Raw genomic sequence first — 25,079 nt, 5'->3', positions numbered from 1 at the left:
GCTTATATGATATAGATAATACTAACATATATGAATAATAAGAATGATTGGTTTTCCCTTGAATGAAATGGGGATTAGTAAAAGGAAAGTCTTAACAATCTTAAATAGGAGGGAAGAAGATGTTTAATGATTGGAAAGAAGAAATTCAAGCTCATTTAATCAAAGAAGGTTATAGCGTTGGAGAATTTTTAGGTGAATCTCGAAGGTGGTATTACTTTAGGGTCAATAGTATTTGGAACGGTGACCATATAGTTAAAGTCCAAAATGGATTTTTAGGTTATTTAAAAGAAAGGGTTAGTGGATAGGGAATAAATTGTTTAAACAACACGAGCATAAAGTATTTAAGGAAAAAGACAAACCGAGAGTAAAACATATTTTTCTACGTAGAACTAAAAAGTTAAGCTTTAAAATAAAAAAGGGATTCTATAAAGAACTTTTTTTGAAATTCTTTAGTGGTATCAAAATCCTGTTGAATTAAAGGTGTGCTTATATATTTATATCTGGTTATTTGTTATTAACAGGTTAAAAAGATCACAGAAGACATTTACCTATTAAAGAAATGTCTTCTGTGATGAGCTCTATATAAGGATTTAATGAAACGATTTACCATAATGTGTAATCAAACGCTAATTTGAATGTGTTGCTACGCATACAAAATAAAAGAGGAACCTCAGCAGTGGACGTGAGGTTCCTCAAAAATAGAGTTACGTTGAAATTTGTAAAAAATAGTATGACTTCTAATATATCATACTTGTATACAGAATCAACTATTTGAAAAGAAGGATGTATATTATAAAAAATAAAGCTAGTTAACTTTATTTTTTTTATCGAGCTTTTTTGATAAATAAAAACTCCTTTATAGACTTTACCCTCTAGAGAAGATTATATGTTCACCATAACAGACATATCCTCCGACAAGGACCTTTTTCCTTTAATTGGTTTTATATTAACTACAAACGTCTACTTTTACGAATCTCACAAAGAGCACATACGTTATTTCAAAAACATTGCTCTTTGTGAGAAGGTTTCTTAATTTATTATTTGGAAGGTTCTTTTTCAGGTAACCCCAATATGTCCGTATTTTTAGGTGTATGCCCTAATAGGCGTAACATAACTACAATTTGTCCTTTATGATGTGATTCATGAGTAATTGAATGGACAAGCAATTGACGAGGTGTTTTTCTTACCAAACCACTGTTTGCTCTCCAAGCCAGTTCTTTTTCAATAGACTCATCAAATTTATCTGTGAATTACTCCAATACTTTTTCTACGTATCTATCAGCCTTTTGAAAATAATGCTGAATATCGTCTATTTGCATAGTATTAATTACTTCTTTTGTGAATAGTGGTGATGATGTTTCTGAAAGCACAAAAGAACCTAGCCAAGCATGATAGCAACCTGCCACATGAACTAGAGAATCTCTAATACTTTGAAAACCAAATGCAAACTCTTTCGCCAAGTCACCTTCACTCAATTCTCTACATTGCTCTAATAAAGTTTGTCGTGCTTGTTTTACCCATTCATATTCTAGCTTTTCCATAACAATCCCACCTCTCAGACATATAATGAAAAATTATTCTTTACTATACACTATTCGGAATTATTATTACATCGATTTTTTCATTAATTAGCTTAGTAAATAGTAAAGTCCTTCTTGTATTATTGGCAAATAGATCATTTTTCTACAAAGAATATAAAATATACAACAAATATGGCTTAGTGACAGGGTAAGAATGTTTTGTTTGAAAGGAATTTGTAACTTTTTAATAGAATGATTATGAAAATGAACAGATAATAAAATATTACACATAAGGAGATAAAAATATAGAAAAAAACAAACTACTAAGAATGGACAATGTCAGCATTGTTGTAGAATCCCTTGATGATGCAATTTCTTTCTTTGAGGAGATTGGCTTGAGTCTTGAAGGACGAGCCACAGTAGAAGGTCAATGGGGTGGCCGCGTAACGGGATTGGGTTCTCAGCGCGTAGAGATTGCGATGATGGTTACCCCGGATGGCCACAGCAGGATTGAACTTTCGAGATTTCTCACCCCACCTACTATATCAGGATCACCGGACTGCTCCTGTAAACGCTCTCGGCTATCTACGCGTCATGTTTACTGTTGAAGACATTGACGAAATGGTGTCCAGACTCACTATGTATGGCGCTCAGCTCGTTGGCGAAGTGGTTCAATACGAGGACTCGTATCGGCTCTGCTACATACGTGGAGTAGAAGGACTTTTAATCGGTTTGGCAGAGCAACTCGGTAACAAATAAGTAAGTGACGTTTTATAAAAGTCTTTACTAAAATGTACGTTTAAGCTACCTGAATTTTCAATAGATAGATGGGGATAGCATCTAATACTACAACATGACAAACTATTTCTAAATGTGTCATTGTTTCTTCATCTGGCTTCCAATCGAGATTATTTTCAGGTTTTTTCAAACCTTTATTTCACTTTTTCTCACCCTCCCTGTATCTACTTAATTATGGAATTTTTGTTTTAATATTCATAAAAAGGATAGTTGTTCTAAGAATCAACTAAAATAGGAAGAGATCAAATGAGAAGAGCGAAACAAGCTGTTGTAGCTTCTGCCGTAGGTTTAGCTATGTTAGCGACGCCATTAGCTCTACCGAATTTAGGAGGTTTTGCTGGTTCCGCAGAAGCTGCAGAAGTTGGAGGAGACGTAGCGATCGATCCAGTAGCAATTGGGCAAGCGATTGCAGATGCAGCTAAAACGGCTGATAATCGAAGTGGTTTTGTTAAAGGAGCAATGGAAAAAGCGTTTTTTGAATCGGGTCAACAATATAATGTAATGGTCATGAATTTGAGTCAAGGTTATAATTCAAACCAGTTACAAGGTGTCCAATATTTTGATACCGTAGATTACGATGGTATCACGTTTGGAGTTTGGATATTTGAAGAAGGAACGTTTATTAATGAAGGTGACGGAGGATACGATAACTGGGCCTTTAGAGGTTGGTTTGAACGAACGGGAGATGACGAAAAAACGGTCAACTTCCATAGACCTTAATCTATATAAAAAGAATTCATTTTGAACAATTATTTTCGAAATGAATTCTTTTTTATATTCAAAATTTTCAAAGTGAAAAAGTGTAGCAGGGTTCTATATTGTATGGTACAATATAGAACCCTGTAAATAATTTGAACAATATACAAAACTTTAGAAGAGCCCTGCGTCTTAAATGATACAGGGTCTTTTCTAATTGCTAATTTTCTACCATTTGAACATCTTGCCATTCCACTGTCGCTTCCTTTACCCTGTCTAGTTTCATAATTTACCTAGTAAATCTTCAACATAGTTAGTTTACTCACATGTTTTTGGTGCAGGTAACATACGCACCTCTTGTTGATTTTGTTCATATTTGTCGCCAGTAAGTGTAAACGATGAAACCTTAATAATATATGAAATACTTTAGCATTTATTTAATGAATAACAAAACGAAGATAAAGTTATTTTCTGATAACAGAGTTAATCACCAGATTTATTTTTAAAGATATATGTATATGAATCTATAAATATGGACAGACTAATAATGTATTCCCCCTATTCCAATAAATTTGAAAACCCTTTGCCTTTATGGCAAAGGGTTCTTTTTATATAAATAGTTTTCAAGGTGCACATCTTCCAAAACTAACAGTAAGGTATTAACCTTAAAATCCAATTTTAAAGTTAATTATTAAAAATAAAAGCTTAAAATTACGGGACTAAATTAGTAAACGTTTACTTTACATTTATGGTGTATTTCATAGTTTTAACTGCTATTAGAGGGGTTAAAAGGGTGGTTTTTAATTTATTTTGTCAGAAAATAAAAATAATATTGACAATTAAGCGTTTTCATTTTATTATTATTTACGTAAACGATTACTATAAATTAAAAATTGACAAAGGGGATGTTTTTAATGAAAAACAAAGTAAAATGGAGTGGCGTATTTCCAGCAGTTCTTATTCCGTTTAAGGACGATTATTCAATTGATGAAGAGGGCTTTCGCTCTTTAGTTCGCTGGGTCGCAGGTCATGAAGGGGTTAATGGAATTGTAGTAAATGGTCATACAGGGGAAATTATGACTTTATTGCCTGAAGAACGTGCAGAGGCTGTACGAATTGCAGCTGACGAATTAAAAGGTCGCATTCCTGTTATCTCTGGTGTTTCTGCAGAGGGAACAATCGAGGCTATCCAACATGCTCAAGCGGTAGAAAAAGCTGGAGGAAGTGGAATCCTTCTTATGCCTCCACATTCTTGGCTACGATTCGGGATGCAAGAAGAATCACCAGTACAGTTTTTTAAAGACGTGGCAGAAGCTATCAATATCTCAATCGTTGTTCATCAATATCCAACTTGGACAAAAACATCGTATACAACTAGCCAATTATTAGAAATGGCTGCTATTCCAAACGTTGTGTCTATCAAAGTTGGACAACGAGATATTGCACAATATGAAGTAGATATTCGAGCACTAAAAAAGAATGCGCCTGATGTTTCACTGTTAACATGTCATGATGAATACTTGTTACCTACTTTAGTTCAAGGAATCGACGGTGCATTAGTTGGCTTTGGTTGTTTTGTACCGGATTTAATCGCAGAACTAGTGAAATGCGTGAAAGATCAAGATCTAACCGCAGCTAATGCTGTGTATGATCGTATCTTTGAATTAAAGCAAGCTGTATATAAAATGGATGAGCCTTCTTCAACCTCACATTTACGTATGAAGGAAGCAATGTATCAACGTGGATTAATTAGTAGTTCATTAGCAAGACGTCCAGTATTACCTTTAAAAGAAGAAGAGGTAGAAGAGATTCGTCAAGGGTTACTAAAAGTAGGATTACTAAAAGATGAAGTGAAAGCGTAATAAATGTTGTAGGTAGTGGGGGCAATCTTGCAACCACTACTCTTTAGTATTTAGGTGGGACTCGTTTATAATAGATAGGTATACTTGACCCACGGAGGTATGTACTATGAGTGTAAGTATCAAGGATGTGGCACTTAAAGCTGGTGTTTCAACAGCTTCTGTCTCACGAGTATTGACAAATAAACCTGGTGTTGGTGCGAAAACGGCAGAACGAATTCGCAAAGTAATGGAAGAGTTAGATTATCGTCCTAATTTAGGAGCAAGAGGACTTGTTAAACAAAATACAGGAAATATTGCAGTTGTAGTTCCAAGGGGATCGTTTATTTTAAATAACCCATTCTTTTCAACAGTATTAGAAGGAATAGCAAAAGGAATTGACCAGACGGACTATAATATGATGATGTCGTTTACCTCTTCCCAGCAGAAACGGTTGCTTGAAACTCAAGCCGTAGATGGCGTTATCCTTTTTTCACCTAGAAATGAGGAATTAAGCTTAGAATGGTTAGAGAGTATTCGATTACCGATTGTCGTAGTAGGTAGCTATTTAGAAGGATCACCTTTCCCTTGTGTACGACCGGATGATGAAGATGGTATCAAACAAGCAGTGAATGCTCTCTATGAGCTAGGGCACCGAAATATTGGTATTGTAAATGGACCGATGAGTTCCATGCATAGTGTCAAGTGTTTGAACGGCTACAAAGAGAAAATGGATGAATTAGGTTTAAATTATTCTTCTGAAAATGTTTTTGAAATTGCTGAATTTGATGCTCTAAAAGCTACAACAGAAGTAGCTACGTTTCTAAAAAAACATAGAGACATCACAGGCATCGTTTGCTCATCTGATTATTTAGCCATCGGCGTGATTAAAGCAGCTGATATGATTGGCTTGTCAGTACCTGAAGACTTATCCGTTGTGGGAGCTGATGATGTTCCGATTTCAGACTTTATAACTCCTGCATTATCTACGGTTCATGTGGATTTACTAGGTATTGGACAAAGAGCAACCTCAATCCTGATGAGTATGTTAGAAGGGAAACAAATTCGAAAGAAAGACGTCGTATTCACGATGGAATATGTCGATAGGTCCACAACCGATCGGCCAAAACATAACTAACATTCATACGTAGGCTCTAAAAAGATTTTAGGGTCTACTAGTTGTTGCTTTTTGTTGTAAACCTTTTCATTTTATTAAAATCTTATATTTCCACTTTAATTAAGTATTGTTTTATACATCTTAGGATCATTGTCATTGCGATTAGAGGGAATCGCTACTAAGGAGGATTTATGTATGAATACAGAATTAAACAGAAATTCTTCAGAACCCACTAAGACTATCAACTATGATCACGAAGAAATTGGTTTGTCTAATCGTGCTACTGAACTGCTTACACGTATAGAGAGCGTTCCCTTTTCACGTTGGCATATTAAACCACGTGTTATTATGGGTTCAGCCACATTTTTTGATGCTTTTGATGCATTATCTCTAGCATTCGTTTTACCTGTATTAATTGGAATATGGAATTTAACTCCTGGTCAAATCGGTATTCTTATCGGTTCTGGATATCTTGGACAAGCGATTGGAGCTATCTTCTTTGGTTGGTTAGCTGAACGATTTGGACGTGTTTATAGTGCTAAATGGACCATCTTTTTAATGTCAGGAATGAGTATTGCTTGTGCGTTTGCGGGGAATTTTCATGCCTTATTATGGCTGCGTTTTGTGCAAGGCATCGGAGTAGGTGGTGAGGTTCCTGTTGCTGCAGCTTATATAAATGAACTTTCAGTTGCACAAGGACGCGGACGTTTTTTTATGCTATATGAAATGATCTTCCCTCTTGGGTTAATGATATCTGCTCAGATTGGCGCTTTAGTTGTACCTAGTTTTGGATGGAAATGGATGTTTCTAATCGGTGGAATTGGTGGATTAATTGTCTTTTTATTCTTCTTTAAATTGCGCGAATCGCCTCGTTGGTTAATTTCAAAGGGCAGATTCGATGAAGCAGAACGAGTAATTGAAGAAATTGAATCGAGTACGGATAAACGTATAGAAGCAAAAATTAGTGCACCTCAAGCTGTAGTAAAAGGCGATTGGAAAGAATTATTTTCCCCTTTTTACCGCAGTAGAACGCTAATTGTTTGGACTCTGTGGTTTTCTTCCTACTTTGTTGCGAACGGACTTAATAACTGGCTTCCAAGTTTATACAAAACAGTTTATAACCTTCCATTAGAAGAATCTCTACATGCAGCGTCACTAACGAATGTCATTCAAACAGTAGCTGTGTTTGCTTGCGCATTACTTATTGATAGAGTTGGACGTAAAAGGTGGGCAACTATCGCTTTTCTAGTTGTAGGGTTACTTTTAACAACGCTTTGGTTTAACGGTGCAAAATCTGCTGAAAGTGTTATGTATTTAGGTTCAGCAGCATATGGCGTCATGGGAACAATTACGGTTCTTCTCTATCTCTATACACCAGAAATTTACCCAACACGTATGAGAGTACTTGGAATCGCGTTTGCGACAGCATGGTTACGACTAGCTTCAGCCATTGCTCCTACGATACTCGGCTTTGTATTAGGCGCTAAAGGGATTAGTTCGGTCTTTGTTCTATTCGCTTGTGTAGCTGCAGTAGGTGCATTTATGGCATTTAAGATGATTGAGACACGTGAGAAGGTGTTAGAAGATATTGCGCCATAAGCGATCCAGTTCTAAGAGGTAAGGTTAAAATAATCTTACCTCTTTTGTTAATGAGTACTGCAATGCGCTAACCCCTACACATTATATCCTTACCCTTACAGGTGGAGAAAAACAGTGAAATAATAATAGTTACATTAATTTTGCAGTACATAGATGATCACTAGATGAACCAGCGTTTTAAGTAACGTTATTTTTTATGGAGAGAGGAAGAATATGAATGATAAAAAAAGTGGAACACGTAGCTATAATTGTTAAGGATATGGATCAGGCCATTGAATATTACTCGGATATGTTTGGCTTCAAGGTTCGTCTTCGAGGTTCTTCAAAAATAAAAGAGATGGCATTTTTGTATTTGAACGAACAGCCAAGTGTAGAAATTGAACTAATTCGAAATATTAATCCTATGAGCGACTATAATAAAAGTGGAATTGTTAACCATCTTGCTTTTACAGTAGAGAATATGAACGAAGCAATAAACCACTATAAGAAAAAAGGAATTGAATTTTTATCTCCTGAACCCCAACTGACGTTAGAAGGGGGACTTATGATTTTGTTCCACGGCCCCAGTGATGAACTGTTACAATTAGTGGAAGGAGTAGCAGTTATCGCCAAAAATCCATTGGACTAGTCAGTGGATTTTTGGCTTTCTTAGTTAACATAAAACAGCTTACAGGAACCAAAAAACTCTTCTAGCTCATATAGGGTAGAGGAGTTTAATCATCTATAATTACTTTCTACCAGTGCCCCCAAATTATCTAAATTTTGACTGATATTTATGATAATTAAATAATGCCATTCTCCTTTACGTTTCCCTAAATTTACTACTTGATGGACTTCAACCTGATCATTTTCATATTCTCTAGCTTCTTCACACATTTCCCACAACTTAATGCTAAATTCTGTGTTATCCCAATTTCTTATTGTTAAATCAATATAAGACTGGCTCTTTTTTAAATTCATATCCCACTCTCCCTATTACTAAAAATAACACTAAAGTAATAGTTTAGGTTAAAAAATTAGCTACCATAATGTTTTTATAGAACTGTATACATAAAGAATTTTCAGTAAAATATGTAATAAGAAGGAGGGGATGGATAATGGAATTAGCTTTTTCACTGACCAAGTTAGTTATGAGAGGAATCTTAAGTGTTATTTTCTATGTTCCAGATGCTTTTTCTTTTGCTGCAAGCAAAGTCGTCAGAAGTTCAAAAAAATTACCATCTTAAAGAAATAAAAAAGAGATTCTAACATTTCTTTTATGAAAAGCTAGAATCCTTTCTTTTTAAATATATACCCATATTTAACATAATGGTTGTTTATCGGAAATACTTTTGAAAATTAGTTAAATATAAAAGCTTGAAATCATAATAATACGATATATTATCTAAAAATAGAAAAGGGTGATGTGTCATAGATAGCTTCAATCTGCTCTCAATAGTATACCTTGTTATAGTCATTGGTCTTATTGCTTTGTTTATAGTTTCCTTTAGCCTATTCATCCGAAGGTTGCTTATTAACTCTTCTTTAAAAACCAACCATTCAATCGAACTCGATAAGAAACTTGATAAAATAATTGAATTGCTTGAAAAAGAGAAAAAAGACTAACAGATTAGTCAAGAATTAGGAAGGGGGTAGCTTATTGTTTGGAGGAATTGTACTTGGCCTCGTTATAGTATTAATTATATTCTTCGCTATGACTAAAACAATAAAAGACACTCAGAAAGAGCATGATAAAAAGAGACGCTAAATTTATGTATATCCTATACAAATCTAGTTACCATAATCAAAATTATCGGTAAAAACACAAAGAAGAGGAAATTTTAAGCTTTCCTCTTCTTTCTATTTCTAAAAATAAAGCTAACAATAAGTAAAACCCCAAAAAATATCGTTAAATCAAAAGTTAATGGATCTCCTGCTAAGTTTGTTTCATCGACAATTATCCCTTCTTGAAACAATAAAACTGCTGCAATTATTACAAAGAATAAGGAATTGAATAATATATAGCTAGTTGCTCTAATTTTATTGTTTAAAAAAACTACATATACGAAGTTACATACTAAAAGCAATGTTATTAAATAATAAACCGGTCTAAAAAGTGTAAAAGTATCACCAAGCATTGATATGTTCCTCTCTATTCATTGTCCTATTTTTCAATCAATACATTTCCATTTTATCAAAAAAATGAGATTTTTTCACCATATGTATACAACCTTAGTTCACATAATGTAGTTTATCCGCAAAAAAAGAGACGGCTATTTAGAAAGTCGTCTCTTTTTCTTTACTCGCTTTAATTAAATAAATAACGTAACATGAGCTCTCTTGTTTTCTCATAAATTTTATATTCTTCGTACAAATTTGTATAGGTAGAGATTTCTTTTTCTAAAAAAGAATATTGAGGGAAAATTTCAAAAAAAGTCAACTTTAATTCATCAATCTGATTTTGAGGAATTTTCTCCGTTTTACCTCTCAACATATAACTTAAACTACCAGCAATATTCATCCAATAGCTATTAAAGTCTGCGGTTAACAGGTCGTCTTCATGTAATTTCACACTAAATTTATCTTGTATTTTACAAATGTCTTCATGAGGAAATGGATGATACAAATCATCATTAAGCTTTTTTAATTCATCCAATATAGTTAGTTTTCTTATATTAAACTCCACCTTTTCTTGTTATGTAGAGCTTTATCTTACCACTGTTTACACAAGGTTCACTATAAAAGATATGTGTATCCTCTATATACTTTTAGTTAACATAGTCAGCGTTATCGGCACCAATTAGTTCGCAACTCTACTCTGTTCGTTCATTGATTCTTTATTTTCTTCCCATAGTAAGAAACATAAAAAAGCTGTATTGATGATACCTATGATTCCATAACTCCATAAAGGTGCTGTAATCGTTCTATACCAAGTTATATTTATAAGATACATTCCAACTGCTAAAAGTAAGGAATTAATAAAAAAGGTGAGTATCCCTTTGTTATTAATGAAAAAGTTATCTAATTTACCTATGGAAATAATTAAAGAAGAGATGCTAGCCATTGTTAAAGACATAATGGCTATTGAGCGTAAGCTTTCTTGATGTTGAAAACTATCTGGAGAACTAAAAATATCGGTTATTAAATTAGTAATGTAGTAAAAGCCTGTTAAGTAAATCGAAACGACTAAAAATGAAATCGGTAGCCATTTTAAAAATAACATATGCAATTTCGTATAGTCTTTCTTCTTTTTCTCTCGTAAATACTCTGCTATAGGCATAATAATCATGATTAATCCTAGTAAATATAAATCATGTAAAGGCAATTTACCTTTAAAAATATCTAACAAAAAATTAAAAGCGTCTACTATGTCAGCTATCATGAAAAAGATCCAACCTTTCGTTATGTAGTACCTTTACATACGTAATTATTTTGAAATTGTTTCAATAAAATGAAATTTTTTGAATAATTGAGTTCGCATAATGTCATTTATAGAAAACAAAAGGAACACTTTACTATGCCTCCGTGCTCCTTTTATAAATTCAAATTATATTTAAATTGCTTTTTTAATTAACCAATTTTGATACCAAAAATAGAAATAGCTTATAAAGTACAAGCCAATTAAAGAGAAAAAGGATACTTTATTCATATAACCCAACAATGCTAGAAATAACAAGCCCATGCCGAATAGAAAAGACATTAAATCAAATGCTTTAGATTTAGCATATTGATTAATTTTAATATTACGCTCATCCTCTTCCTCAATTTTTTGTGCTTTTGTTTTAAATTTTTCAGTTGAAATTACTGTTATCCCAGAAAAAGAAAGAAGAAATCCTGTGAAAATAATAGCTATTGAAACTAAATCTGGACGGATAAATTTAGAACGAAGTTCATCTGCTATAGGCAAAGTTACCAATATACCGAGAAATATTATAACGATCCCACTTAGAGTTAAAACCCAAAGCCCCTTATTTTTCATTATTTACTTCCTCCTCATAGATAAAGATATCTTCAATACTCAAATTAAAATAACGTGCAATTTTAAAAGCTAAAATAATTGATGGATTATACCTTCCGTTTTCTAGAGAACCAATAGTTTGCCGAGAAACTTCTAAGTCTTCAGCAAGTTGTTCTTGTTTGATCCCATGCTGTTTTCGTATTATTTCGAGTTTATTTTTCAATTAACCACTCCTAATATGGAAAGTGAACTTTACATAAAATTAACATAAAAACCCAATTATGTAAAGTTGACTTTCCATAATATTTACAATGAAGATGAATATATTATTCATTCCTAGTTTACATAAAGTCTCTTTTCGGAACACACGAAAAAAGAGAACCCTTACGCCCCAAGGGTTCTAAGAAGTTCTCTTTTTCTCTTTTATGCAACTTTTTATACATCGTTGATTTACCAACGTTTTCATTCCTTTTTAACTAACAGATCTTGTATGAAAAGCAGCCTTTTTATGCATATGCTAGTCCTTTAAAATATATTATTCTTGTTGAAAATATGTTATTATGTGTCTGCACATGCATTTTATAGTAAAAAGCCACCTGTCCTGCAAATACTAGGTGGCTTTTTATTTTGTTCTTGTACATAAGGAACTTTACTAATGCTACAGATGAAATTGAGTTTAATGTCTAGAAGGAGTATGAATATGAGCAAGTATGATGAAATAGATTTTGAAAAGGTTTCGCTTCAATTGCAGGAGCAAGTTGAACAGGACCCTTACAACGTAAAGCTAAGAAATGAGCTTGCTATAGTGTTTATGGAGACAAATGAATATGAAGAAGCATTTTTTCAACTACAAGCTGCTGCTAAAATGAAACCTTCTATTCAACCCCTTTATAATTTAGCCTATTTTTATTTTACAGAGGGAAAACCAATTATAGAGGCCACAAGTAATACTAAAGAAACGCGAAATTTCGAAGAAGAGACAGAAGAAGAATCCGTGTCTTATACATGGGAAACTGCAGATGACGAAGCATTTGATATAGTAGAAGATTTATTGAAAAACAAACCTGATCATTACTTTCCCTATAATTTGATGGGTGAAATGTACATAAAAGAAGAAAAGTATGAAGAAGCAATAAATGTATTAAAAGAAGGCATTAATCTAACACCTTCCCTAGAAAATTTAAATAATCTGGGGTTATGTTACTACAAAAAAGGAATGTTACCTGAAGCTGCTGAATGTTTTTATAAAGCGCACCAACTACGATCCTGTAACAACTATAGTTTGTTTCCGTTACTTAGCTACGGAATTTGTCTAGCACAACTAAGAAGGAAATCAGAGGCAAGAGAAGTTGCAAAAGAATTACTTTTTTTGAGCGAAAAAGAGGAAGAAGCATTAGAAGCTGATATAGCAGAGATATATTATATTCTGGGAGATTATGAAGAGTTTGTTAACATTTACTCTAAGTTAGATTGGGATTTTTATTCAGAAGCATTTCTTCCGACTTATTTTTATTCTTTATGGAAGCTTTCAAAAACAAAAGAAATTGAAGAACTTGCCTCTAAGACTATTCAAAGAAAAGAAAAAGAGATGAAAGAAGTCATTCAAGATCCAGAGGAGGAAGAAAATTTTAAAGAAGAATACGAAGAAGAAACGATGGAAGAGATTACTTTTATTAAAAATGCAGTTAGAGAAGTTTATGAGGAGAAAGCTCCTATTATAGATTATAAGCCTCAAGTAGAAACCAGATGTTATTTGTACGGCTGTTTTAGACATACAAATTCGAACCCTAACTATTTTTCTATATAAGACGCAGCAAATCTTTGAGGTCAAATAGGAAAAATTACTGGTGCAGGTTCTTTTATATGTAAAGGAGGTTTTATATGAGTGAGATTTGGATTCAACAAGAGCAGTTAAATGCAGAGTTTGATGAAATGATGGACCACTATGTTCAATTGGAAGGATCTATTGATTCTGTTTACTTTATATCTGAAACAATGGAAAGCGTTGACGATAGGGATGAACAAAGGGAATTCTTATGCGATTTCTTAATTAAGCAGGATAGGTATCCTTTATATCTTACATTCCTTTGTGATGATGTGATGGCAGAGGAGTTTGAAGAGGAATTTAATCAATTAGGTATAGAATATAGGTATAAATTATTAGAGGAAAAACAAGCCTACTATACATTTTTTAAACGTGTTACCTATCACCCTCGACGCTTTACTTTACTAATTAAAGACGCGCGTATATTATCCTTAGCATTAGAACATACCTTTTACCTTGCTAATATGAACGAATTTTACTCAATTTCTTATTCTGAAAATTTAAGTTTTGAGCTAAAGAGAGTTAAGGAATGGGGCAGGTGGAGAAACCTATCTATCCCTATTTTTAAAATAGAAGAAGATACTACGTTCATAACTATTTTCCATGATGGAGCCGGGTTTTTCTTATTTTCAAACGAGGATAGATATTCATCTATACAAAAAGTGTGCTTAACCTTCCCAGAAGGCTCAAAAGTAGTACAAATTAATGATCAACTACTTGATATTTAAGTAAAGGAAAGGGGAATAGATAATGGGGTGTATTTCTAGGTTTGTAAAAAATATATTTTTAAAGGAATATCAAATTTTTGCTAAAGAATTAGGCTTTAACTCTTGGGATGATGTCCTTGAGAATACATATGAGATATTCAAAATGCCTCCCGATGCTTCTTACCTTGTTACACAATCTAAAGAAGATAAGTGTATTGTATGGAATGATGAAGGTAGCCTTCCTTATTCATTTTTGGTATTTAGTACATGGTTTGATGCTATCAGTTATCTTAGAAAGATATTTGAAGAAGGTAAGTATGAAGAACACTATTGGAGACCAGAGGGATTTGATCCAGGAGAAAATGTTTTTAAGAATATACCTGACAAAGAAAAAAATAATGAATAATAGAGTGTTTTGAAATAAAGTCAAATACGCAGTTTTAGCTACCATTTAGTTATTTACAAAAAATATGTACGTTCAGTGACATCTAATAAGGAGAGATACTTTAATGCCACTAGTTTTACTAGTTTTTTATCAAACGATTTTGTTTAGCATTGTACTAATAGTTAAAGTACTATTAGAAAATTACAATGAATCATTATTTCATTTAAATTCAATAATGTCATTTTTGGGTTCATACTTCATTTATGGACTAGCACTCTTATTTTTAGTATATGTTTATAAACGATATAATACTATCTCGTTTAAAAGAAGAATCATAACATCTATATTGTCTTTTTTGCTTTCTTTTTTTGTAACGATTATATTTTTATCAATGATGGAAAAATATGATATTGTTTACTTACGGTTATATTTTGGTACTTTATAATTAGCAATCCTAATAAAAAGCTATCTCATTCGGGACTGACCCCCTAGAGTGAGACAAATAAAAAACACCTTTAAGTTAAAAAACGGGTATAGAAGTTGGGAAAACATTAGATTTCAAGTACGTGATGTAGAAAATCGAGATATCGATTTTTATTGTAACAGTATTGAAGTTCTAAATGTTAAGGAATCACCAATTATTGATAACTAACACTTTACATACTTATATAGAAAACCTTTATAGATAATAAGTAAAAAGGAGAAAAAACTTTTAAATGAAACGCGTCCAGTGTCCATGTTGTAAATACTTAACTTTAGAAAATAAAGGTGAATTTGAAATTTGTATTCTATGTGATTGGGAAGACGATGGTCAGGATGACCCTTATGCTGATGAAATTTTTGGAGGGCCAAACGGAGAATATTCTTTAACGCAAGGAAGAAAAAACTTTCAAAGTCATGGTTTTATGTATGACACTATGGAAAAGAATCCGTCAGTTAAAGAGAAGCATATAAGGAAATTATTAATGAGTGCTTTTGAAAAATTGAATCCTGATCAATCAAGTAACAATGAAGAAATTTGGAGAGAGATACACCACTATGAACATTTATTATTAAATGAACGGGGTATTTGAAAACAATTGTAAAAGCAAAGAAAAACGAAACTATAATGTAATCTAAATAGGAGCTAGAAGTGAAAAAAAGATATATAGGGTTACTAAGTGTATTAAGTGCTTTGGTGATTATAGGATTTATTTGGTGGTTCCTATTTGCACCTAGTTATCTTCAATTTGTACCAAAGGGAGAATATCTTTCACAAAGTACTTCACCTAAAGGTGATTACATTGTGAAAATTTATCGCTCAAATGGTGGCGCCACTACTCCGTTCGCTATAAGGGGAGAATTAATCGATACAAACAAAACTTTCAATAAAAGAAAAAATATCTATTGGAACTATCCTCAAGAAACAGCCACAGTAAAGTGGATAAATAATGAAATAATTGAAATTAGTGGTCATACATTAAACGTTAAAAAGGATACATTTAATGCTAATGATATAGATAATTAAAATCTATTTTCAAACAATTAAGCGCAATGAGAGGGGGGAGAAGATGATGATTGATAATAGGATCTTGAAGATAAAAAATCATGAAATAGACGATTCTTTATCTGAGCTTACAGATACAAAAATTTTGTTGAATTTTCAGCAAGCAATTACAAGCTTATACCCCCATCTAATACCTATACATGCCCATGCTTATTATTCTTGGGACGATATTGTCATGCCCTTGTTTTATGAAATGGTTTATAAGACTTTCACTTATAAATACGGCATTGAGATTGAGCGAGATGAAACACATCCCTATATGTTTAGTTTAAGATATTATCAAGGTATCCATCATATTGAATGTTTTCCGAAAACATCATCTTTTAAAGGCTTATTGGACAATGAGTATTTTGAAGTTAATGAAGAGGAATTAAAAGGAAAAAGACTTGTTTTCAAGTCTTTTGGAGATAGTATTCACTGTTTAACAACTGGTTTGGATGTTGAAAATACTGATGCTGTCAATTTTGAGTTAGTTGAAATAGATGTTGTATGCTCTCAATCCAATAGGGTTACAGATATTGATGGATGTACTACTCTTTTTATTCATAAAGACGATATAGAGTTTGTATTTATTGCTGAGACCTTCAACCAAAAGTTACAAAAATAAAAAGAAGTGTAAAACTTTTTTTGAATATCATAGTAAATTGGAAAAGAATTAAATGTACCGTCCGTAAAAGTATAGATTTACGAACTAAAATAAAAATTCATTGGCGAACATTTTTTAGAGTTCATTTAAGTGTTTAAACAATATACGAACGTTTTTAATTTAGCACTTTACTTTTACGAACGTTTTTAGATAAACTATGCAATTCGCTTTTAGAAATACTTGTAAGTAAGTTAAACACAAGTAGCTTGTAACTATTCACAGGAAAATAAAAAATGGAATTTTATATAATAAAATTCCATTTAAACTGATATTATACACTTTTTAATTTATTATGTTTAACTGATTGACTCTTATATTTTTCTTCAAACTTATTAAACATAGAAATATTGGCTAAAACTCCCATTGATAACATTGATAAAGTAAGTGAAGATCCTCCATAACTCACAAAGGGTAAGGTTACGCCTGTAATAGGCAACATGCCTGTTACTGCTCCAAGATTAACAAATACTTGAATACCAATCATTACTGAAATACCTATAGCTAGCAATGATCCAAAAGGTTCTTTACACTTTTGTGCTATTCTTAACCCCTTTATAATAATAAAAAATAGCAAACCTAGAACAATAAGCACTCCCCAAAAACCTAATTCTTCTGCAATAACAGCCATTATAAAATCCGTATGAGATTCTGGTAAATAACCAGCCTTTTGTATACCTTGTCCCAACCCTAATCCTTTTAATCCTCCAGTTCCTATAGCTAAATAAGAATTAACAAGCTGATAACCATCACCTCGTTGATTCTCAAAAGGATGTAAGAATCCTGTAAAACGAGATATACGTACGGGAGAAAAAACTGTAGCAATATGTCCTGTCACTAATAAAACGATCATCATTACAATTACTCCTGCCACTCCTAAAAGAGCAATCTTTAGCATTGATTTTTTAGAAATACCAGAACATAAAACAATAGCTGCCACAACTCCTAAAATAAGAAGTATCCCACCATAGTCAGGTTGCATGGCGATTAAGAAACAAATGAAAAATACAATTAAAATAGGTGGAATAATAGCACGTTTTAAATCATTTATATATCCTTGCTTATTGGTAAAGACAGCTGATAAATATACAATAATCACCAATTTAGTTAATTCTAAAGGCTGTATTCTTATTGGACCAATTATAAGCCAACTTTGAGCATTCCCTGCTGTATGCCCAAACACAAGTACGAGCAATAGCAGTGTAATTACGCCTGCTATCGCGAGTTTTAATACTTTTTTTTCTTGATAAATCTTGTAGGGAATAATAGCTGTAATACAAAAGAAAAAAAATCCTGCTATAAGAGCAAGTTTCTGCTTTTGATAAAAATAGTCACCGGTAAACCCATATCTAGCAACAGCTGTCACCATACTAGCACTATAAACCATAATTAGACCTATTACACTTAGAAGAATTAAAGATACAATGAACTTGTAATCATAACACTTTATAATGTTTTTAAACATAGAACGCCCTCATTTCTTGCAAATATAAAAAGTTGAATCCTTTTTAAAAAAAGATTCGTAATAAATTATACAAACCAAAAACAAAGCTTGCTAATATTATCATTGCTCCCTTTATTTTTTTATGAGTAGTTAAATAGTAATTTATACCATGTAGTATAAATGCAAGTGAGACAACAAGAATCACTGCCTCATACCAAAAAGAATTATTTGTATACCATCCCAGGCTCATGAAAATAAGTAGCAGTACTAAAGAGATAGACCTTACTCTATTTTCTGTAACAACATCTACGTACTTCATACAACACTCCTAATATTTTATAAAAAATACTATTTTAAGATTTATTATCCTTTATTACTTATAAATGTAAAATACAATATAAGTATAACATAATTTCCCTTGAGTTAATTGCGGTACAAAAATAAAGTTTCATATTACTACTTTGGTATATTGAATAAGTATGCTATAAAAACAGACCTAAAATAGCCAATTTTTACAATAGATGGCTGTTTTAGGTCTGTTTTTGTATGCATTCTTAAAAATATTACTAATTTAATTAGATTAGTCTTTGTTAATTAAAAAACTACTAATAAATTAATATATTTACACTTCTTTAAGAAAGGGACTCGAAATTATAGTGTATCTTTTAGCAAATTTTTTATAGTATATCTCTGTATAAGTATTTCCTTTTTGAATAAGAAGGGTTTTATGCTTTAGGTCTTTTTCCGTTAGTTTATAACCTTTTTCTTTCATCATATCAATATACGTATCTAGGTGTCCTTTAGGTACTAAGTATAAGATATTATTATCTACATCTGTCGTTTCTGCAATATCTTTCTTATTAACTTCTAGCTGATAAATAGCTTTTGCATTTGCTATTGGCCTATTGTCTCCAAATATAGATTGCCAGTTAATAAATATAATTACTAATAAAACAATCATTACTAATATAATTCCAATAATGAGTTTAAAAATTCTATACATAAGATTTCCTCCAAATATAGTCTAAAACAAAACCTTATTTTTACAACAATATCATATTATATAATTTTTTGGTATTTAAAGAAAGTTATATTATTTAAAAGTTTTTACAAATAGCAAAACAACCTGTATTCATATGGATAAATACAGGTTGTTTTGGTTTATGAGTTGTTATTTTATAAATCCAATTATATTTAATTAATAATTATATAATACTGTACCTTGCTTCAAAGATACTGTTCCTGAACCAAGATTGACTAATTTAATCTTGTAAGACTTACCTTTTGGAAGGATACCTGCGCTTTCAAAATTAACACTTCTCCAACCAGAACCCTTAGCTGTTACACCTTTACCATAATATTTACCTGCACTATCATAAACTCTAACTTCAAGACTCTGACCCGATGAATTTTCCATATCAATACAGGACAAATTCTTAAAGGTAGCTCCACCCCTTACCCATTTAGATGTCTTAAAAGAATATCTGCTAAAATTAACTCCAGTATATTTACCGTAAGCGTAAGGTTTTCCATCAGAGGCTGCCTGAGCTTCCATTTGAGCTTCCATTTGAGCTTCTACTAAAGTTGACATACTTTGTTCAGATTGTGAACTCTCCATCAATGGTTTAAGAGCATAATCATAGCTTTCAAAATTAATTTCTTGGTCTAATTGATCGTTACTAATTTCGTTATCGTCAATTTCCTCGCTTCCATCAGCGAGAGCAGTATTACTTACACCAAGGATTGTAGCTACACTAAAAGCTGTGACAAATAATCTTTTAATAAAAGTTTTTTTCTCCATAAAAAATTAACCTCTCCTATATTCTATAAATTGGAAGATTATAAAACAACAGCTAAAATAGTAATATAATAATTAATAATTGTCAATTTTTTATAAAATATAAATATATTAGAAATTAATTTTAGTCTATCAGTATTACATAATATATAAAATTTAAATATATTGGAATTTTATATATTATTAGATTAAAGAATAAAAAATAATTATTATAAAATAACGTAAAAAATTAACCTAAAAGAAGTCAATTAAAGTTACTTATATCTTGTATAAAAATATTTAAATAGATTCGAATATAGCCTTCTGTATTAATTTTGCACTTAAATTCCAAATTTAATATTTTAAGGTAAATATTAAAAAAATTAACTTTTAAAGCCTTTATATAATTATATACATCCTATATAATGAAATTTATGTAATAATTGTAAGGGGGTGTAAAGATGTTAAGTGTTTTTAAAAATGCAATTGGAGTTAAAGCTACAGCTTACAAAAAATGTTCTAAGGTTTGTACATCTATGGAATCAGAGTGTAGTATGTTTCAACTGAGATGGTATTACTTGAAGTGCAGCGATGGTTCTAAAAAGTTCTTAGAATGTTGTTTTTAATAAGTTTTTTATTTTATATTACTAATAACTAAGAGTTTATGCTTTTAGTTAGTAATAGGGAGTTTGACGGAATGAACTATTTACCTTACATTTCAATAGCAGCTAGTATTTTAACATTTTCTCAGCTTAAGCAACTTAATTTATTGAAAAATGAATTAAGTTATTTAAGTGAGCCTTCTGAAGAAGTACACATCCCATTGTTAGGAGAAAATGTTACAGAGTACCTCCCCTTTTTACAGAAAGGTTCAATGTGTACTATTGTACAATTTGCTTCGCCTACTTGTGCTAGTTGTAGTGCAGCAGTAGAAGAGATGCTAGTATATAATCAAAAATATAATGTTCCTTATTACGTTCTAACATATAGGGATAAAGCAAATGGATGGAATCAAAATAATGAAGAAAAATACATAAAATTTGTCCAAAAGTTTGAACAGTCTGTTGAGGTTCATACTGCTTCAGATCAATTAATTAAAGATTTACAGATAGAGCAGTTTCCTTTTATTTATGTTATTAACGAGGATGGCGTAGTGATTCACGGAACTTCATTAGTTGATAGCGTAGAGCAATTTGTGAAAAGATTATCAAAAGGTGAAAAAAAGTGAATTACAAACCATTAAAGCGAGCACTAAAGTTCATCATTGGTTTAGGAAAAAGATGGTTATTCCTTTCTGTTTTCCTTACTGTACTAATCGCATTAATTCCTGTTACTGAGTTAATTATTGTTAAGGAACTAATAAATGCAGTAACTTCATTTTTAGACAAAAAATCTCTTAATTTATACTTAATTATTACTTTACTTGTTTGTCAGTTCTCTATAACAATTATTAATTCTGTCTTACAACATATTAAAGAGTATAAAGACCAAGAATTTGAGATGATAGTGAGTCGCAAACTAAAGAAAAAACTTTTAGAGAAATCTTCAACAGTCCCTCTAATTTATTATGAACATTCTGATTTTTACGATCATCTTACAAGGGTTGAGGGAAACACTAATAAGTTTTTAGAACCTATAAAAATAGCTTTAAATTTGATTCAACAGCTTATTACTTTAATGTCTCTAATAATATTCCTTTTTAGCATTCACTGGAGTTTAATATTGTTCAGCTGTATAATATCTATTCCTATTTTTTATGTTAACGCTATATTTGGTAGTAAGAGGTTTTGGTTAATGCATGAGCTAACTCCTGAGGGAAGAGACGCTTCATACACTTCTAGTCTTCTAATTTCCAGAAAATCTGCTCAGGAAGTAAGAATCTTTGGATTGCAAAAATACCTTTTAAATCGGTGGTATGTAAAATTACAGAATAACAATATTGCTTCTCTAAAATTAATGAAAAAGGAAAAAAGATCACAAATATATTTAGATTGTCTTACAGCGCTTACATATGGAGGAGCCGTCGCAATCATATTATGGCTAATAAAATCCTCCTCTATAAAGATTGGCGAATTTGTAGTAATAGCCCAATCTATACAAAGTACACAGAATTCAATTAATAGCATTGCTCATAACTTGGCATCAATTTCTGAGACTACATTATACTTGAATGATTTTTATTTATTTTTAGATTATAAAGATGAAAAGCAATTAGAATTAAATATAAAAAATGAAGATTTTCAGAAATTTAGTTCAATTTCGATTAGTAATCTTTCATATCGATACCCTCAAAATAAAGTCCCTACTCTAGAAGACATTTCATTTAAAATTAATAAAGGAGAACGAATTGCCATAATAGGAGAAAATGGTTCCGGAAAGTCTACCCTTATAAAATGTTTAGTAGGCCTTTATACTCCAACAAATGGAGAAATCTTTGTTAATGATGTTCCCATAAATTGTATAAGTAAACAAAAATACAAAGATATGTATACGGTAATTTTTCAAGATTTCATTAAGTATGATTATACTGTCAAGGAAAATATAATGATTAGCGATATAAATAATGCAGAAATAGAAGACGAAAGGTTATATGAAGCTGCACGAAACAGTGGTATCTCTGTACATGTCGAAAAAATGGGGCAAGGTTACGATACTATTCTTGGAAAATACTTAGGTGGAGATAAAGATTTATCAGGTGGTCAATGGCAAAAATTAGCTATAGCTAGAGCCCTTTTTAGGGATAAAGAAATAATAATATTGGATGAACCAAGCTCTGCACTAGACCCTTTGGCTGAAAAAGAATTTTTTGAGAAAATATTAAACTTCTCTAAAGATAAAACTATAATCTTTATTTCGCATAGAATGCAGACTGCTAGAATGGCTGATCGTATTTTGGTAATGGATAAAGGGAAAATCATTGAAAGTGGAAATCATGATGAACTGATTTCTTATGGTGGTAAGTACGCCGAAATGAATAAAGCTCAATTAATGAATTCTCTAGAAAGAGTATCCACTTAAAGAAAGGATAAAATGAAGCAATGGAGTCAATTCTTTTAGTAATAAGGTTTGTTGTTTTTATAATTTTCTTTAGTAGTGGAATTGAAAAAATTAAAGAAATTAAAAAACATGAGGGGGCGGTGTCAGACTTTAAAGTACTTCCTTCAAAAATTGTCCCCCTTTTCTCACGCATGGATCCTATATTAGAAATAGTTATATCCGTGGGTATCTTATTAGGTTTTTTTCTGAAAATTAACATCTTTTTATGCCTAATCTTGCTACTAATTTATAATATTGCAATCGTTATTAATTTATTAAGAGGAAGATATGAAATTTCTTGTGGGTGCGGTGGAGTAGTAGGAACTCATAACCTATCATGGTGGCTCGTAACTCGGAATACATTAATAATGGCAAGCTTAATATTACTCCTCACCAGGGATAGCGTTTTGTTTAGTATTGATGCTTTATTAAGAGGAAGTAAAGCAAATTTAGTATTATTTAACCCTTTAGGTTACTTAATAATATTATCAACAACAATAACTATTATTGTTTTGAAAATTATAATTAATATTAAATTAATTTTCAAAAGAATGAAATATATGTATGAAAGGAAACTGTAAAAAAGTGTTTAATCTTAACTTAATATCTCATGTACTATTATGGGGATTTATCATTATTCAATCTTTTGTAATATTTCTTTTAACTAAGTTAATTGTACAGTTCTTAAATCGTTTTAGACTAGAAGGAAGTAAAATTATTTCTAAAGGAAACAAAGCCCCGTTATTTAGAGAAACAGATACAAAGGGAAATTTAATACGTATGTCTAATTTTGAAAAGAGCTGGACACTATTAGTGTTTATAAAAGATTCGTGTTCAGTTTGTAAAGAGGCTATTCCTCTACTCTCAGATATTAAGAAGAACAGTGCTAGACCGTTAAGAATCCTAGCTATCGCTCCTGAAGAGGGTGAATCAACAATAGATAATGAGTTAGATGCCACTATAAATCTAATTCGTTCTAATGATATAATTAATAACTATGAAGTCGAAGAAATACCTACATATATTATTGTTGATTTTAATGGTGTCATTATTGACATATACAAACAAAATAGAATATCTGAATTATATAGTTTTTTAGGCTTTGATCCCTCAGTAACTAGAATTTCATAATAAAACCGTGTTAATTACAGATTTTTCATTATAGCTATAGTACACTTAAAAGCAGAAAAAAAGACTGTGATTTAAAATCACAGTCTTTTTTCTATTTTCAATTAGTATGTATTAATTATTAGCTCACTTGACAGTGTCATAAATGTAATTGATCTAAAGATCATTAAACATACAATTTATAAGCTATGAAAATAGTAAAAGTAAAGCTAGCTATAATAGAATTTCGCATGACAATAGTTACATTCAGCAGTGGTACACATAGTTTAATCCTATTAAAAACAACATTCTAGGAACTTTATAGAGCCATCACTACACTTCAAGTAATACCATCTTGTCTGAAAAAAACCACACTGAGAAGGCATGTTTTGGCATACTTTAGAACATTTTTTAGTAGCAGTAGCTTTAACACCAATAACACTCTTAAAGACATTTAACATTTTTTACACCACCTTACATTTTTTACATGTATTTTATTATACTCTTTATTTTTTCAAAAAAAAAGTGTTTTTTCAAAATTATGTATAATTTTTCCCTTTTTATACAAAGATATTTAAGTTAATTACAATAATTCATTAAAAGTTATAAATCTTTACGGTCTTACGTCATAGTATTTGGATTTCCCAAATTTTTAAAAAAAGATTTAGCTAATATCACAGACGCATTTACAGAGTAATTCTTTTATTTGCATAAGTTTTGACCTTATAAATATATTTCTTAAGCATCTATTCAAATAGAATTTTACGATAATTTATGCTCTTATCTCCTTCTATATTTGCTACGAAATTCTTATATAACCTTTTTAGGTTAACGTAATAGCAGTTGAAGAACGCATTGACTATAGCCATGAGCATGGGATAAAGTAAAAAACTAAAAAATAGAGGATAAACCTCACTCAGACAAAAGGGATTTATCCTCTGTTTTCCTTTTTATAAGAAAAATAAGCTGTCAAGACAACTCCTAACGTATAAAAACCCATGCTTTCTTAAATAATTAGCTACTCCTTATCTACTGCGGTAAGGGTTCTTTGTTATTTTCCGATTGGACAGGCAAGCTTATCGCAGTAGGTACATAGTATCTAAA

General features: G+C 31.3%; 28 protein-coding genes and 2 pseudogenes. 19 read left to right on the top strand and 11 right to left on the bottom strand.

Annotated elements, in window-relative coordinates:
• Window positions 1-119 precede the first annotated feature (119 nt).
• Complete coding sequence (locus U9R83_RS26655; RefSeq protein ID WP_048022023.1) at window positions 120-305, top strand: hypothetical protein; 186 nt, start codon at window positions 120-122, stop codon at window positions 303-305.
• Window positions 306-1,037: 732 nt separating this feature from the next.
• Here U9R83_RS26655 and U9R83_RS26650 read toward each other — a convergent pair.
• Window positions 1,038-1,541 (bottom strand): annotated as a pseudogene (locus U9R83_RS26650) (DinB family protein).
• Between the two features lie 284 nt (window positions 1,542-1,825).
• Here U9R83_RS26650 and U9R83_RS26645 point away from each other — a divergent pair.
• From U9R83_RS26645 to U9R83_RS26620, 6 genes and pseudogenes are all read left to right on the top strand, one after another.
• Window positions 1,826-2,279, top strand: a pseudogene (locus U9R83_RS26645) (VOC family protein).
• A 285-nt stretch (window positions 2,280-2,564) separates the two neighbouring features.
• Complete coding sequence (locus U9R83_RS26640) at window positions 2,565-3,038, top strand: stress protein (RefSeq protein WP_328575493.1); 474 nt, start codon at window positions 2,565-2,567, stop codon at window positions 3,036-3,038.
• A gap of 890 nt (window positions 3,039-3,928) precedes the next feature.
• Window positions 3,929-4,876 carry a dihydrodipicolinate synthase family protein gene (locus U9R83_RS26635; protein ID WP_028413776.1) on the top strand — a complete coding sequence of 316 codons (948 nt, stop codon included), beginning with the start codon at window positions 3,929-3,931 and terminating at the stop codon, window positions 4,874-4,876.
• 106 nt (window positions 4,877-4,982) lie between these two features.
• Window positions 4,983-5,990 carry a LacI family DNA-binding transcriptional regulator gene (locus U9R83_RS26630; RefSeq protein ID WP_328575492.1) on the top strand — a complete coding sequence of 336 codons (1,008 nt, stop codon included), beginning with the start codon at window positions 4,983-4,985 and terminating at the stop codon, window positions 5,988-5,990.
• A 174-nt stretch (window positions 5,991-6,164) separates the two neighbouring features.
• Window positions 6,165-7,568 carry an MFS transporter gene (locus tag U9R83_RS26625; protein ID WP_328575491.1) on the top strand — a complete coding sequence of 468 codons (1,404 nt, stop codon included), beginning with the start codon at window positions 6,165-6,167 and terminating at the stop codon, window positions 7,566-7,568.
• A 217-nt stretch (window positions 7,569-7,785) separates the two neighbouring features.
• On the top strand, window positions 7,786-8,196 hold the full coding sequence (locus tag U9R83_RS26620) for a VOC family protein (RefSeq protein WP_328575490.1): 411 nt from the start codon (window positions 7,786-7,788) through the stop codon (window positions 8,194-8,196).
• An 89-nt stretch (window positions 8,197-8,285) separates the two neighbouring features.
• Here U9R83_RS26620 and U9R83_RS26615 read toward each other — a convergent pair whose 3' ends face one another.
• Window positions 8,286-8,528 (bottom strand): hypothetical protein, encoded by a 243-nt coding sequence (locus tag U9R83_RS26615; RefSeq protein WP_328575489.1) that lies wholly within the window; start codon window positions 8,526-8,528, stop codon window positions 8,286-8,288.
• A 137-nt stretch (window positions 8,529-8,665) separates the two neighbouring features.
• Here U9R83_RS26615 and U9R83_RS26610 point away from each other — a divergent pair, with 137 nt between their 5' ends.
• The gene (locus U9R83_RS26610) at window positions 8,666-8,794 is read left to right on the top strand and encodes a hypothetical protein (RefSeq protein ID WP_328575488.1); all 129 of its coding nucleotides are present in this window, start codon (window positions 8,666-8,668) and stop codon (window positions 8,792-8,794) included.
• A 184-nt stretch (window positions 8,795-8,978) separates the two neighbouring features.
• Window positions 8,979-9,173: a DUF4083 domain-containing protein gene (locus U9R83_RS26605; protein WP_328575560.1), complete on the top strand. Its 195-nt coding sequence runs from the start codon at window positions 8,979-8,981 to the stop codon at window positions 9,171-9,173.
• A 215-nt stretch (window positions 9,174-9,388) separates the two neighbouring features.
• On the opposite strand, the gene U9R83_RS26600 is transcribed toward U9R83_RS26605, so the two are convergent.
• The 5 genes from U9R83_RS26600 to U9R83_RS26580 form a co-directional block, all read right to left on the bottom strand.
• Complete coding sequence (locus U9R83_RS26600) at window positions 9,389-9,685, bottom strand: hypothetical protein (protein WP_328575487.1); 297 nt, start codon at window positions 9,683-9,685, stop codon at window positions 9,389-9,391.
• A 170-nt stretch (window positions 9,686-9,855) separates the two neighbouring features.
• The gene (locus U9R83_RS26595) at window positions 9,856-10,203 is read right to left on the bottom strand and encodes a YxiJ family protein (RefSeq protein WP_442956758.1); all 348 of its coding nucleotides are present in this window, start codon (window positions 10,201-10,203) and stop codon (window positions 9,856-9,858) included.
• 144 nt (window positions 10,204-10,347) lie between these two features.
• A complete protein-coding gene (locus tag U9R83_RS26590) occupies window positions 10,348-10,929 on the bottom strand; it encodes a hypothetical protein (RefSeq protein WP_328575486.1) in 582 nt (193 codons plus the stop codon).
• 171 nt (window positions 10,930-11,100) lie between these two features.
• Window positions 11,101-11,526 carry a hypothetical protein gene (locus U9R83_RS26585; protein ID WP_016766173.1) on the bottom strand — a complete coding sequence of 142 codons (426 nt, stop codon included), beginning with the start codon at window positions 11,524-11,526 and terminating at the stop codon, window positions 11,101-11,103.
• Window positions 11,516-11,728, bottom strand: a complete 213-nt coding sequence (locus tag U9R83_RS26580; protein ID WP_016766174.1) for a helix-turn-helix transcriptional regulator — start codon at window positions 11,726-11,728, stop codon at window positions 11,516-11,518. Before U9R83_RS26580 ends, U9R83_RS26585 begins: the two co-directional genes overlap by 11 nt.
• 477 nt (window positions 11,729-12,205) lie before the next feature.
• Between U9R83_RS26580 and U9R83_RS26575 the strand changes: the two genes are divergently transcribed.
• The 6 genes from U9R83_RS26575 (at window position 12,206) to U9R83_RS26550 (ending at window position 16,575) form a co-directional block, all read left to right on the top strand.
• Window positions 12,206-13,312, top strand: a complete 1,107-nt coding sequence (locus U9R83_RS26575; RefSeq protein WP_328575485.1) for a tetratricopeptide repeat protein — start codon at window positions 12,206-12,208, stop codon at window positions 13,310-13,312.
• A gap of 74 nt (window positions 13,313-13,386) precedes the next feature.
• Window positions 13,387-14,058: a hypothetical protein gene (locus tag U9R83_RS26570; protein ID WP_328575484.1), complete on the top strand. Its 672-nt coding sequence runs from the start codon at window positions 13,387-13,389 to the stop codon at window positions 14,056-14,058.
• A 22-nt stretch (window positions 14,059-14,080) separates the two neighbouring features.
• Entirely contained in the window at window positions 14,081-14,443 is a 363-nt protein-coding gene (locus tag U9R83_RS26565) for a hypothetical protein (protein ID WP_328575483.1), read from the top strand.
• A 695-nt stretch (window positions 14,444-15,138) separates the two neighbouring features.
• Window positions 15,139-15,495 carry a CPCC family cysteine-rich protein gene (locus U9R83_RS26560; protein ID WP_328575482.1) on the top strand — a complete coding sequence of 119 codons (357 nt, stop codon included), beginning with the start codon at window positions 15,139-15,141 and terminating at the stop codon, window positions 15,493-15,495.
• A gap of 59 nt (window positions 15,496-15,554) precedes the next feature.
• Window positions 15,555-15,929: a DUF5412 family protein gene (locus tag U9R83_RS26555; RefSeq protein ID WP_328575481.1), complete on the top strand. Its 375-nt coding sequence runs from the start codon at window positions 15,555-15,557 to the stop codon at window positions 15,927-15,929.
• Window positions 15,930-15,972: 43 nt separating this feature from the next.
• Window positions 15,973-16,575 (top strand): hypothetical protein, encoded by a 603-nt coding sequence (locus U9R83_RS26550; RefSeq protein WP_328575480.1) that lies wholly within the window; start codon window positions 15,973-15,975, stop codon window positions 16,573-16,575.
• 310 nt (window positions 16,576-16,885) lie between these two features.
• Here the strand turns inward: U9R83_RS26550 and U9R83_RS26545 are convergent, their stop codons facing one another.
• The 4 genes from U9R83_RS26545 to U9R83_RS26530 all read right to left on the bottom strand — a co-directional run bounded on the left by U9R83_RS26545 (window position 16,886) and on the right by U9R83_RS26530 (window position 19,856).
• Window positions 16,886-18,076 carry an FtsW/RodA/SpoVE family cell cycle protein gene (locus tag U9R83_RS26545; RefSeq protein ID WP_182030670.1) on the bottom strand — a complete coding sequence of 397 codons (1,191 nt, stop codon included), beginning with the start codon at window positions 18,074-18,076 and terminating at the stop codon, window positions 16,886-16,888.
• A gap of 43 nt (window positions 18,077-18,119) precedes the next feature.
• Entirely contained in the window at window positions 18,120-18,374 is a 255-nt protein-coding gene (locus U9R83_RS26540; protein ID WP_182030668.1) for a hypothetical protein, read from the bottom strand.
• A gap of 303 nt (window positions 18,375-18,677) precedes the next feature.
• Window positions 18,678-19,058, bottom strand: coding sequence for a hypothetical protein (locus tag U9R83_RS26535; protein WP_182030666.1), 381 nt, complete (start codon window positions 19,056-19,058; stop codon window positions 18,678-18,680).
• A 195-nt stretch (window positions 19,059-19,253) separates the two neighbouring features.
• Window positions 19,254-19,856 carry a hypothetical protein gene (locus U9R83_RS26530; RefSeq protein WP_182030664.1) on the bottom strand — a complete coding sequence of 201 codons (603 nt, stop codon included), beginning with the start codon at window positions 19,854-19,856 and terminating at the stop codon, window positions 19,254-19,256.
• A 673-nt stretch (window positions 19,857-20,529) separates the two neighbouring features.
• Between U9R83_RS26530 and U9R83_RS26525 the strand changes: the two genes are divergently transcribed.
• The 4 genes from U9R83_RS26525 to U9R83_RS26510 are packed head-to-tail and all read left to right on the top strand — an operon-like array spanning window position 20,530 to window position 23,999.
• Window positions 20,530-21,060, top strand: coding sequence for a hypothetical protein (locus tag U9R83_RS26525; protein WP_182030714.1), 531 nt, complete (start codon window positions 20,530-20,532; stop codon window positions 21,058-21,060).
• Window positions 21,057-22,850, top strand: a complete 1,794-nt coding sequence (locus U9R83_RS26520) for an ABC transporter ATP-binding protein (protein WP_182030712.1) — start codon at window positions 21,057-21,059, stop codon at window positions 22,848-22,850. Before U9R83_RS26525 ends, U9R83_RS26520 begins: the two co-directional genes overlap by 4 nt.
• A gap of 20 nt (window positions 22,851-22,870) precedes the next feature.
• Window positions 22,871-23,449 carry a MauE/DoxX family redox-associated membrane protein gene (locus tag U9R83_RS26515; RefSeq protein WP_182030710.1) on the top strand — a complete coding sequence of 193 codons (579 nt, stop codon included), beginning with the start codon at window positions 22,871-22,873 and terminating at the stop codon, window positions 23,447-23,449.
• A gap of 4 nt (window positions 23,450-23,453) precedes the next feature.
• Complete coding sequence (locus tag U9R83_RS26510) at window positions 23,454-23,999, top strand: peroxiredoxin family protein (RefSeq protein WP_182030708.1); 546 nt, start codon at window positions 23,454-23,456, stop codon at window positions 23,997-23,999.
• The last annotated feature ends 1,080 nt before the right edge of the window (window positions 24,000-25,079 follow it).

Origin of the sequence: Priestia sp. LL-8, from assembly GCF_036227845.1 — a bacterium.
In the GTDB taxonomy this organism is placed as follows: domain Bacteria; phylum Bacillota; class Bacilli; order Bacillales; family Bacillaceae_H; genus Priestia; species Priestia zanthoxyli.
The sequence above is the reverse complement of the archived record's forward strand: the minus strand, read 5'-3'. Positions and strand labels throughout refer to the sequence as shown.